This is a genomic window from Candidatus Methylomirabilota bacterium, from assembly GCA_035315345.1.
Classification (GTDB): Bacteria; Methylomirabilota; Methylomirabilia; order Rokubacteriales; family CSP1-6; genus CAMLFJ01.
Genome location: DATFYA010000070.1, coordinates 17,334 through 27,551 on the forward strand (window position 1 = coordinate 17,334; position 10,218 = coordinate 27,551).

A 10,218-nucleotide genomic window follows, 5' to 3' on the forward strand; every position below is an offset into this window, starting at 1 on the left:
GGTCACCTCACCTCGGCTCGGGGATCGAGCGCGTCGCGGAGGCCGTCGCCCAGCACGTTCAGCGCCAGCACCGCGAGCATGATGAACGCCCCGGGGAAGAGCGAGACCCACGGGGCCAGCAGCAGGAACTCCTTGCCCTCGTTCAGGATCGCGCCCCAGGACGGCGTGGGCGGCTGCACGCCGACGCCCAGGTAGGAGAGCGCCGATTCGATCAGGATCGCGTAGGACAGGCACACCGCGGTCTGGATCACGACCGGCGAGATCACGTTCGGCAGGATATGGCGGAACAGAATCGCCAGGCGACCCAGCCCCAGCGCCTCGGCGGCCTCGACGTAGGTCTGGGCCGACTCGGCCAGCACGCTGCCGCGGACGACTCGAAAGAACAGCGGGGCGTAGACCACCGCGATCGCCACCATCGCGGTGCCGGGCCCGGCCCCCAGCACCGCCGCGATCGCGATGGCCAGCAGGATGGGCGGGAAGGCGAAGAACACGTCCATCAGGCGGCCGAGCGCCTGGTCGGTGGCCCGGCCGAGTCCTGCGAGCATGCCGAGGGTGCCGCCGGCCAGCAGGGCGGCCGCGATGGCGGCCCCCGCGATGCCCAGCGACACGCGGATCCCGAACAGGATGCGGGAGAGCAGGTCGCGGCCGAAGCGGTCGGTGCCGAACAGGTGACTGCCGTCCGGGCGACTGAAGATGCGCGTCGCGTCCACCGCGGTCGGCGAGTACGGCGCGACCGCGTGGGCCAGCGCGCCCACGAGCACGAGGCCCAGGATGGTCAGGCCCGCCGCGGCGATCAGCGGCCGGCGTGTCAGCCAGCGGAGCGGCCGCCCCTCAGCCACGCCTGAGCCTCGGGTCGATGCACGCGTAGAGCAGGTCCACCGCCAGGTTCAAGGTCATGAACACCGCGGCCAGGATCAAGATCACGCCCTGGACCACCGGGTAGTCACGCTGGAAGATCGCATCCAGCAGCAGCCGGCCCACGCCGGGCAGCGTGAAGACGTCCTCGACCACCACGATGCCGCCCACGATGTAGCCCAGCTGGACGCCGGCCACCGTGACGACCGGGATCAGCGCGTTGCGCAGGGCGTGGTGGAAGGTCACGCGCGGCTCCGACACGCCCTTGGCCCGCGCGGTGCGCACGTACTCGCGCCCGAGCACGTCGAGCATGGAGGAGCGCGCCATCCGGGTGATCATGGCCGCGGTGGCGGTGCCCAGCGTCAGCACCGGCAGCGCCATGATGGCCAGATTCTCCGCCGGGCTACGGGTGAACGGCACCCACGCAAGCGACGGCATCCAGCCCAGGCAGAGCGAGAAGAGCAGGATCAGCACCGCGCCCTGCCAGAACGCGGGCAGGGAGAGGCCCAGCGTGGCCGCGACGCGGATGGCGCCGTCGCGCACGCCGCCGCCCCACACCGCCGAGGCGGTGCCGAGCGGAATGCCCAGCAGCAGCGACCAGCTCACCGCGAGGACGGCCAGCTCCGCCGAGACGGGCACCCGCTCGAGGAACAGTCCGAGCACCGGACGTCCGGAGAGCCACGAGACGCCGAGGTCGCCGCGAAGCAGGCCGCCGAGCCAGGCCAGGTATTGCAGGTGGACGGGCTGGTCGAGGCCGAAGAAGCGGCGGAAGCTCGCGACCACCTCGGGCGACGACATCGCGGCCTGGCCGAGCAGCTGCTCGACGACGGTGCCCGGAATGAGACGTACCATGCCGAAGACGAGCAGGCTCACCCCGAAGAGGGTGAGCCCCATCGCCGCGAGCCGCTGCAGCAGGTAGGCGCGCACGCGCCGGGTGGCTGGGCTCTTCAGGCCTCCAGCGAGGCGAAGCGCAGCCCGTAGTAGAAGCCGGTGGAATGGGGCTGGAAGCCCTTGACCGTCTTCTGGCGCGCGTAGAGCAGGTCCGGCGAGTAGAGCGGGATCGTGATCGCGTCCTCCGCGATCATCTTCTGCAGCTGGTCGTACAGCGGCTTCCGCTTCGCGCGGTCGAGCGTGACCCGACCGGTCTCCATCAGCTCGTCGGCCGCCTTGTTCTTCCAGCGCCGGAAGTCCTTGCCGCCCGGCGCCGAGTGGAAGTGCCGGTAGAACGCCTGGTCGGGATCGACGAAGCCGCCCCAGTCGTTCATGGTGGGCGGTGACTGCGGCACGATCCAGTCCTTGATCCACACGCCGCCGTCCACGGTCTCCACCGTGACGTCGATGCCCGCTTCCTTGAGGTTGTCCACGATGACCGGCAGCGCCGCGGCCAGGGCGGGGAAGCCCACGATGTTCCGGATCTTCATCGGCACGCGACCGGCATAGCCGGCTTTCTGCAAGAGCTGCTTCGCCTTCGCAACGTCACGCTGCTGGTTCGGCAATTCCTGCCACGGCAGGGCCCAGGCCTTGAGCCCCGGCGGCAGCACGCCCAGCCGTTGCCCGAGCCCAGAGCCCGCGATTTGAAGAATGGCGGGTCGGTCGAGGGCCAGGGCGATGGCCTGGCGCACCTCCGGCTTGCGGGTCGGCTCCTGATCGCCCGCGAGGTCGAGCACCACCCAGCGCGTGGACGGGGCCTGGATGGCCTCCACCGTGGGCACGCTCTTGGCGACCTGGAACGACAGCGCCGAGGAGAACTCGGCGAGGGTGATCTGCCCGGTGCGCAGCCCCGCCACGATCGAGGCCTCGTCGGGAATGGCCTGGAACACGATGCGGTCGAGCGACGGCTTCTGGGCCCCCCAGTACTGCGCATTGCGCTTGAGCACCAGGCGTCGGCTCGGATCGAAGCTGTCGAGGGCGAAGGGCCCGGTCCCGACCGCCGCGGTGAGCAGCGCCTTGCCGTCGCCGCCCGCGTCCTTGGGGATGACCCCGTTGTACTTGCCGGCCAGGTTCACCAGGAAGGTGGCCGCGGGGGCGCTGAGCACGAACCGCACGGTGTGCTTGTCGACCGCGTCGATCTGGCTCACGAAGGTCAGATCGTTGGCGCCCGGGCTCACCTTCGGATCGCGGATGCGCTCGTAGCTGTACTTGACGTCCTCCGCGTCCATCTCCTTGCCGTTGTGGAACCGCACGCCGCGCCGCAGGTGGAACACGTACTCGGTCGGCGACTTCTGCTCCCACCGCTCGGCCAGCTCCGGCTTGGGCTCCAGCGCGTAGTCGATCCACACCAGGTTCTCGTAGAGGAGCGGCTTGCGGCGCTGCCAGATGTCGAGGCCCTGCATGTGGGGCTCGATGCTGGGCGGCAGCGCGGTGCTGGCGAAGGTGAGCGTTCCGCCGGGCTTGCCCTGCGCCCCGGCACGGCGGGCCGCGCCGGCCGCCACGAGGGTGAAGGAGGCGGCGCCTCCGGCGAGGAATCGGCGACGATCGATGGGCACGGTCCAGCGGCGGGGATCCATCAGGGTAGGCCTCCGTGTGATTCGGGTGTGCGCATCTTAGCCTTCGCGTCGATCGCCCCGCAAGCGGACGACCAGCACGTACGCGATGGCCAGGTTCACCGCGAGGAAGACCAGGCGGATCCACCAGACACGATCGATCAGCTCGTAGATCTGGAGCGGCAGCGACAGCACGGTGACGATCAGGGTGAGCCACATCGCCCACCGCTGCCCCATGAGCAGGCCGATTCCCTGGACGAGGGACAGGCCCGCCGAGCAGAGCGTCGCCGCGGCGAGCTGCCACGGCGGGGGCAGCGTCAGGCCGAGCCCGCTCAGAGCCACCTCGGTCCAGTACGGGGCGGGGAACTGGAGCAGGTAGCTCAGCCAGAAGGTCAGCCAGCGACCGTCACGGTCCTCGGCCAGCTCCACCGTGGCCCATCCGACCACCAGGAGCACGAGGCCCCTGACCAGCTCGTACCCGCCGATGAGCCCGACCAGCCGATCGCGACGCGGCAGGCCCTAGCCCTTCAGCGTGAACTTCTGGAAGGTGTGGCAGCCCGCGGGCACCCGACCGCGGCTCTCCGCGAAGGTCCAGGTCACCTCGGCCACGTAGATGTCGCCGCGCGAGTCCACCGCGATGCCGTGCGGCGCCGCGAAGCTGCCCGCCGCGGTGGCCTCCGGCGTCCCCCAGCGGGTCAGCAGCCGCCCGTCCTTGTCGAACACGCTGACGCGTCCGTAGAGCGGATCGTCGATGGTGCGGCCCTGCCGCGGCGCCCGGTCACCCGTGTGCCACCACAGCTCGGAGACGTACGCGCGGCCTTGCCCGTCGAAGACCAGGTGGGTGGGCCGCTGGGTGTCCGTCCACTCCGCGAGGTACTCGCCGTCCGGGCTGAAGATCTGGATGCGATCGTTCTCGCGGTCGCAGACGAAGATCCGGCCGTCCGCGGCGGCCGCGATGCCGTGCGGCAGATAGAACTGGCCGGGGCCGGTGCCCGGCACGCCCCAGGAGCGCTTCCGCTCCCCGCTCGGGCTGAACTGGTGGACGCGGCAGTTGCCGTAGCCGTCGGAGACGTAGAGATCGCCGTTCGGCCCCACCGCGAGGTTGGTGGGTCGGTTGAAGCCCTCCGACGGCTTCGTGATCGTCAGGTAGTCCTTGCCGTCGTAGCCGGTGTCGGCCGGCTTGTCCATGGTGCCGAGGGTCATCAGCAGCTTGCCCTTCGGCGTGAACTTCCGCACCGTGTGATTGCCGTCGTCGGTGCAGTAGAGGCTCTGGTCGGGACCCACGGTGATGCCGTGGGTGCGATAGGTGAACTGGCCCTCGCCCCACGAGCCCAGGAACTTGCCGTCGCGGTCGTACGCGATGATCGGATGGTCGCCGCGGCAGATGAGGTAGACGCGGTCCTCGGCGTCGACCGCCACGCCCGCCACGTCGCGGTGCGCGTAGCCCTTCGGCAGCTGCTCCCAGCCCTCGACCACCTGATACGACGGCTTCGTTGTCGCCATGGAGCTCTCCTCCCGGTGCCGCGCGATCGAATGTGCTGCGTCCGCGTCAAACTATCGGAGAAAGGCGACGGTGAGTCAAGCGACCACAGCGCCGCGCGGTCAATGTATGATCGGGCCATGCTCATCGCCCAGATCACCGACACCCACATCAGCACGCCGGGCAGCGTCAACGACCGGTACTTCCGGACGCCCGAGCACCTGGAGCGCGCGGTGACGCATCTCAACCGCCTCGCCCCGAGGCCCGACGTGGTGCTGGCCACCGGCGATCTGGTGGAGCGAGGCGAGCCGGCGGAATACGCGCGGCTGCGCTCGATCGTGGATGGCCTCGCCATGCCGCTCTACGTGATCCCGGGCAATCACGACGCGCGCGGGCCGCTGGCCCGGGCCTTCGCCGACCGCGGGTACCTGCCGCAGGACGGCGGCTTCCTGCACTACGCGGTCGAGCAGTGGCCGGTCCGTCTCATCGGCCTGGACACCCAGGTGCCGGGGCAGCCGGGCGGCCGGCTGTGCGCAGAGCGGCTTCACTGGCTCGACGCGCGCCTCGGCGAGGCGCCGGCGCGCCCGACCGTGATCTTCATGCACCATCCGCCGTTCGTGACCGGCATGCAGGCGATGGACGCCATGGGGCTCGAGGGCAAGGACGATCTGGCCGGCGTCGTCCGCCGTCATCCCCAGGTGGAGCGCGTGGTCTGCGGCCACGTGCACCGGCCGATGACGCGACGGTTCGCGGGCACCGTCGCCACCACGTGCCCGGCCACCGCGCACCAGCTCGCGCTGGATCTGCCGCCCGCGCGCCGGCTCGCGGTGGTCATGGAGCCCCCCGCGTGCCTGCTGCACCTGTGGCTCGAGGCGGAGGCGAGCCTCGTGAGCCACGTGAGCGTGATCGGCGACGAGCGGCCGCCCTTCACGCTCTTCGACGGCGAGCGCTGGCTGCGCGACACGGCCCCGCCCGCCGCCTTCCATCCCCGCTGAGCAGCGCGTGACCGATCGCTCACGCGGCGGTCCGCGCCCCGGGCGCGCGACGGCCGCGGGCCTGTGCGCGACCCTCGTGGGAATCGGGCTGGCGCGCTTCGCCTACACGCCGCTGCTGCCCGCCCTGATCGCCGAGGGATGGTTCCCCTCGTCGCAGGCCGCCTATCTCGGGGCCGCGAACCTCGCCGGCTATCTGGCCGGCGCGCTCGGCGCGCGGCCGCTCGCCCGCCGCGCCGCCGCGCGGGCCATCCTGCGCGTGATGATGCTCCTGGTCGCGGTGGCATTCCTCGCGTGCGCGGTGCCGCTGTCCTTCGCGTGGTTCTTCCTCTGGCGCTTCGCCTCTGGGGTGGCCGGCGGCGTCGTGATGGTGCTGGCCGCTCCGACCGTGCTGCCCCACGTGCCCGCCGCGCGCCGCGGCCTCGCCGGCGGCGCCATCTTCACCGGGGTCGGGCTCGGCATCGCGGCGTCCGGCACGGTGGTGCCGCTGCTGCTCGAGGCCGGGCTCGCGCAGACCTGGTGCGGCCTCGGTCTGCTCTCGCTGCTGCTCACCGCGCTCGCCTGGGGCGGGTGGCCGGCGGACTTGGTTCCCGCGGCCGCCGAGGCCGCGGCCGGGCGGTCCGCGCGGCGTGCCCCGGCGCTCCGCGCGCTCTACGCCGAATACGCCCTCAATGCGGCGGGGCTGGTCCCGCACATGGTCTTCCTGGTCGACTTCATCGCGCGGGGGCTCCGGCAGGGCATCGGGCCCGGCGCTCGCTACTGGGTCGTCTTCGGGGCGGGGGCCGTCGCCGGCCCCATGGTGGCCGGGGCCATCGCGGATCGCGTCGGCTTCGGCCTCGCGCTGCGCGGCGCCTTCGCGGCGCAGGCGGCCGCGGTCCTGCTGCCCACGCTCGCCACCGGGCCGGCCGCGCTCTCCGTCTCGAGCCTGGTGGTCGGCGCGGCGGTGCCGGGCATCGTGCCGCTCGTGCTCGGGCGGGTGCACGAGCTGGTGCCGGGCGATCCCGAGGGGCAGCGCGCGGCGTGGAGCGTGACGACGATGGCCTTCGCGCTCGGCCAGGCCGGCGCGGCCTACGGGTTCTCGTTCCTCTACGCGCGCGGCGGCGACTACCTGCCGCTGTTCTCGCTCGCCGCCGCGTGTCTCGTGCTCGCGCTCGCCGTGGATCTCGCCGCGCGGGTTGCGGCTCCTCGGCCGATTTGATAGCGTCGCCCGCATGAGCGCCACCCTCTCCGCGCTGGCCTGGAACACCGAAACGCTCGCGGTCGCCGGCTCCTCCGTAAGACTACGTACCGCCGGCCGCGGCGCGCCCCTGCTCGTGTCGCATCACGACATCGGCACGCCGGAGCAGCTGCCGTTCTACGACGCGCTCGCGCAGCGCTTCACGGTGCTGCTGCCCTCGCACCCCGGCTACGACGGCTCGGAGCGGCCGGCCTGGATGCGCAGCGTGCGAGACGTGGCGGTGACCTACCAGGCGCTGCTCGCCGCGAAGGGACTCGCCGACGTGTCGCTGGTTGGGCTCGGCTTCGGGGGCTGGATCGCGGCCGAGATGGCCACGATGTCGCCGCGCGCCTTCCGGCGGCTCGTGCTCGTGGGCGCGATGGGGATCAAGCCCGCGGCCGGAGAGATCCTGGACCAGGCGCTCGTCAGCTACATCGACTACGTGCGCGCCGGCTTCGAGGACCAGGGCGCCTTCGATCGGCTCTTCTCGCCGGATCCGCCCACCCCGCAGCTCGAGCAGTGGGACCTCAACCGGGAGATGACGTTCCGCATCGCGTGGAAGCCCTACATGTACAATCCCACGCTCCCGCCGCTCCTGGGCGGGGTGGCGACCCCGGCGCTGATCGTTCACGGTAGCCGCGATCGCATCGTGCCGCCCGGCTGCGCCGAGCAGTACGCGCGGGCGCTGCCGAAGAGCCGGCTCGCGATGGTCGACGGAGCCGGGCACTTGCTCGACATGGAGCAGCCGGATACGCTCGCGAAGCTCATCACGCAGTTCGTCGCCGAGTCCTGAGCGGGGGGATCCCATGCACCTCATGTACTTCACCGAGCAGCCGATGTCGGCGTACCCCGAGGAGGAGGGGCGCCAGCGGGGCGCCACCGCGCTGATGTTCTCCAACCGTCACTTCGATCCGGTGGCGGGAAGCCGGCTCTACAACGAGTACCTCGAGCACTATCGCCTCGCCGAGGAAGTCGGCTTCGACGGCATCATGCTGAACGAGCACCACAATGCCCCCTTCTGCATGCAGGCCAAGTGCAACATCTTCGCCTCGATCCTCGCCGCCATGACCAAGCGGGTGAAGATCGTGCTGCTCGGCAACCCGCTGCCGCTCGCCGACAACCCGGTGCGCCTGGCCGAGGAGCTGGCCATGATCGACATGGTCTCGCGCGGCCGGCTCGTCTCCGGCTTCGTGCGCGGCGGCGGCCAGGAGCAGCTGGCCACCGGGGTGAACCCGGCCTACAACCGCGAGCGCTTCGAGGAGGCCCACGAGCTGATCGTGCGGGCGTGGACGCAGGAGGGCCCGTTCCGGTTCGAGGGCAACCACTACCAGCATCGGGTGGTGAATCCGTGGGCGGTGCCGCTGCAGAAGCCGCACCCGCGCGTGTGGATCCCGGGCGTGCTCAGCAAGGAGACGATCATCTGGGCGGCGCGCCAGCGCTATCCCTACATCGCGCTCAGCACCGCCATCGACGCGACCAAGAAGATCTGGGAGCTCTACGACTCGGTCGCGGCCGAGGCGGGCTACACCGGCGGCCCGGAGAACCGCGGGTACCTGCAGCGCTGCCACGTCGCGGAGACCGAGGAGAAGGCGCTGGCCAACGCGCGGCAGTTCATGTGGATGCAGGGCGAGTTCACCGGCCTGGCGCATCCGGTGTGGTCGAGCCCCTCCGGCTACTTCTCGCCGTCCTACCGCAAGGCCTTCGTGGAGTACGCGGTCGGGCGCGGCTCGAATCCGCGCGCGGCCTCCTTCGAGGACCAGCTGCGCGATCAGCAGATCATCGCGGGCACGCCCAAGACGGTGCTGCCCAAGTTCCGCCGGCTGCTGGAGGAGACGCGGCCGTCGATCCTCGGCCTCTGGGCCAGCGACGGATTCGTGAGCAACCAGGACGCGACGACGTGCATCCGGCTGCTCGGGCAGGAGGTGCTGCCCGCGGTGCGGGAGATGGGCAAGGAGCTGGGGCTCTGGAGCCCCTTCGAGGCCAACGCGCCCATCAGCATCAGCCAGCCCGCGCCCGCGGCGGCGCGCAACGGAGCCTAGCGCGAGGCGGCCGGGCTAACCGATCGCGCTACGGGGGAGCGCGGGTCCGTCTTCTCGGGCAGGCAGCTGAAGTCGATGCGCACCGCGCCCTGTCGCACGAGCCGCAGCGCCGCGTAGTCCGCCATCGCGGCGTGGCACAGCTGGCGCGTCTCGAACGAGTCGATCGCGGTGTACCCCCGGTCGACGACCTTGTCGCCCATCATCCCCATCTCGTGCGCCCACAGCACCCAGGCCAGCGTCAGCAGGTATCGCCTCATGCCGGATCTCCTTTGATGGGGCCCGAGGAGAGCAAGGGGCGGACCATCGAAAACTCCCCATGAATTCAGAGCATTGTGGCACCTGAGCTCAGACGGCAGAGAAGCCGGCGGGAAAGGCTGGGCAGGCCGGTTCCCAGCCTGAGATCGTCGCCGCCCGCGCAAGAGCTGCCGACGGCTTATACTGGCGCGCGTGTCCCCGACCATCACCCGTCGCCAAAGGAGGCGTCCGTGGCCACCAAGATCCTCGTGTCTCCCAGATTCCCCGCCGCGATGCTCGACATCGCCCGCAGCTTCGTCCCCGCCGGCTTCGAGATGGTCGTGGCGGACGCGGGCACGCCCGAGTTCACCGCGGCTCTGCCGGAGATCGCGTACTACGTGGGCTTCCCGCGCGGGGAGATGAACAGCGAGTTCTTCAAGGCCGCCTCCGGCCTGAAGCTGGTGCAGCTGATCAGCGCGGGCTATGACCGCCTGGACGTGTCGGCGGCCAAACAGGCGGGGGTGCCGGTGGCCAACAACGGCGGCTCCAACTCGGTGGCGGTGGCCGAGCACACCCTGATGCTGATGCTCGCGGTCTACCGCAAGCTCTCGTGGCACCACGGCAACGTGATCACCGGCAAGTGGCGGGTGGGGGACTTCGCGAGCAACCGCACCTACGAGCTCGAGGGCAAGACCCTCGGCATCGTGGGCCTCGGGACCATCGGCAAGAAGGTCGCGCGCCGGGCCGCCGCGTTCGACATGAAGATCGCCTACTACGACATCGCCCGGCTGACCGAGGACGCGGAAGACGCCCTCGGGGTCCGCTTCATGCTGCTGCCCGAGCTGCTGCGCACCGCGGACATCGTGTCGCTGCACGTACCGCTCAATGCGGTCACCCGCAAGATGTTCGGCGCGCGGGA

At 71.0% G+C, this 10,218-nt stretch carries 11 protein-coding genes; 5 read left to right on the forward strand and 6 right to left on the reverse strand.

What is annotated here, in order from left to right:
* Positions 1 to 2: 2 nt before the first annotated feature.
* The 5 genes from VKN16_08205 to VKN16_08225 are packed head-to-tail and all read right to left on the reverse strand — an operon-like array spanning position 3 to position 4,841.
* Positions 3 to 839: an ABC transporter permease gene (locus tag VKN16_08205; protein ID HME94181.1), complete on the reverse strand. Its 837-nt coding sequence runs from the start codon at positions 837 to 839 to the stop codon at positions 3 to 5.
* On the reverse strand, positions 832 to 1,782 hold the full coding sequence (locus VKN16_08210; GenBank protein HME94182.1) for an ABC transporter permease: 951 nt from the start codon (positions 1,780 to 1,782) through the stop codon (positions 832 to 834). The genes VKN16_08205 and VKN16_08210 overlap by 8 nt, the downstream gene beginning before the upstream one ends.
* Positions 1,783 to 1,802: 20 nt before the next feature.
* Positions 1,803 to 3,362 (reverse strand): ABC transporter substrate-binding protein, encoded by a 1,560-nt coding sequence (locus VKN16_08215; protein ID HME94183.1) that lies wholly within the window; start codon positions 3,360 to 3,362, stop codon positions 1,803 to 1,805.
* 36 nt (positions 3,363 to 3,398) lie between these two features.
* Complete coding sequence (locus tag VKN16_08220; GenBank protein ID HME94184.1) at positions 3,399 to 3,854, reverse strand: DUF2127 domain-containing protein; 456 nt, start codon at positions 3,852 to 3,854, stop codon at positions 3,399 to 3,401.
* Between the two features lie 3 nt (positions 3,855 to 3,857).
* Positions 3,858 to 4,841 (reverse strand): peptidyl-alpha-hydroxyglycine alpha-amidating lyase family protein, encoded by a 984-nt coding sequence (locus VKN16_08225; protein HME94185.1) that lies wholly within the window; start codon positions 4,839 to 4,841, stop codon positions 3,858 to 3,860.
* 117 nt (positions 4,842 to 4,958) lie between these two features.
* Between VKN16_08225 and VKN16_08230 the strand changes: the two genes are divergently transcribed.
* Genes VKN16_08230 through VKN16_08245 form a run of 4 tightly spaced genes read left to right on the forward strand, consistent with a single transcriptional unit; the run spans position 4,959 to position 9,065 of the window.
* Complete coding sequence (locus VKN16_08230) at positions 4,959 to 5,813, forward strand: phosphodiesterase (protein ID HME94186.1); 855 nt, start codon at positions 4,959 to 4,961, stop codon at positions 5,811 to 5,813.
* A 7-nt stretch (positions 5,814 to 5,820) separates the two neighbouring features.
* Positions 5,821 to 7,008, forward strand: coding sequence for a YbfB/YjiJ family MFS transporter (locus VKN16_08235; GenBank protein HME94187.1), 1,188 nt, complete (start codon positions 5,821 to 5,823; stop codon positions 7,006 to 7,008).
* A gap of 13 nt (positions 7,009 to 7,021) precedes the next feature.
* Positions 7,022 to 7,819, forward strand: a complete 798-nt coding sequence (locus tag VKN16_08240; GenBank protein HME94188.1) for an alpha/beta hydrolase — start codon at positions 7,022 to 7,024, stop codon at positions 7,817 to 7,819.
* Between the two features lie 13 nt (positions 7,820 to 7,832).
* Positions 7,833 to 9,065 (forward strand): LLM class flavin-dependent oxidoreductase, encoded by a 1,233-nt coding sequence (locus VKN16_08245; GenBank protein ID HME94189.1) that lies wholly within the window; start codon positions 7,833 to 7,835, stop codon positions 9,063 to 9,065.
* On the opposite strand, the gene VKN16_08250 is transcribed toward VKN16_08245, so the two are convergent.
* Complete coding sequence (locus VKN16_08250) at positions 9,062 to 9,322, reverse strand: hypothetical protein (protein HME94190.1); 261 nt, start codon at positions 9,320 to 9,322, stop codon at positions 9,062 to 9,064. The two genes, VKN16_08245 and VKN16_08250, sit on opposite strands and share 4 nt — an antisense overlap.
* 228 nt (positions 9,323 to 9,550) lie before the next feature.
* On the opposite strand from VKN16_08250, the gene VKN16_08255 reads away from it, so the two are divergent.
* A partial coding sequence (locus VKN16_08255; GenBank protein ID HME94191.1) for an NAD(P)-dependent oxidoreductase occupies positions 9,551 to 10,218 on the forward strand: 668 nt, incomplete at its 3' end.

What these genes read in the sequence shown, in the direction of transcription:
- VKN16_08215 (HME94183.1), bottom strand. Translation starts at nt 3,362, where the DNA reads ATGGATCCCCGCCGCTGGACCGTGCCCATCGATCGTCGCCGATTCCTC.
- VKN16_08225 (HME94185.1), bottom strand. Translation starts at nt 4,841, where the DNA reads ATGGCGACAACGAAGCCGTCGTATCAGGTGGTCGAGGGCTGGGAGCAG.
- VKN16_08230 (HME94186.1), top strand. Translation starts at nt 4,959, where the DNA reads ATGCTCATCGCCCAGATCACCGACACCCACATCAGCACGCCGGGCAGC.
- VKN16_08240 (HME94188.1), top strand. Translation starts at nt 7,022, where the DNA reads ATGAGCGCCACCCTCTCCGCGCTGGCCTGGAACACCGAAACGCTCGCG.
- VKN16_08245 (HME94189.1), top strand. Translation starts at nt 7,833, where the DNA reads ATGCACCTCATGTACTTCACCGAGCAGCCGATGTCGGCGTACCCCGAG.
- VKN16_08250 (HME94190.1), bottom strand. Translation starts at nt 9,322, where the DNA reads ATGAGGCGATACCTGCTGACGCTGGCCTGGGTGCTGTGGGCGCACGAG.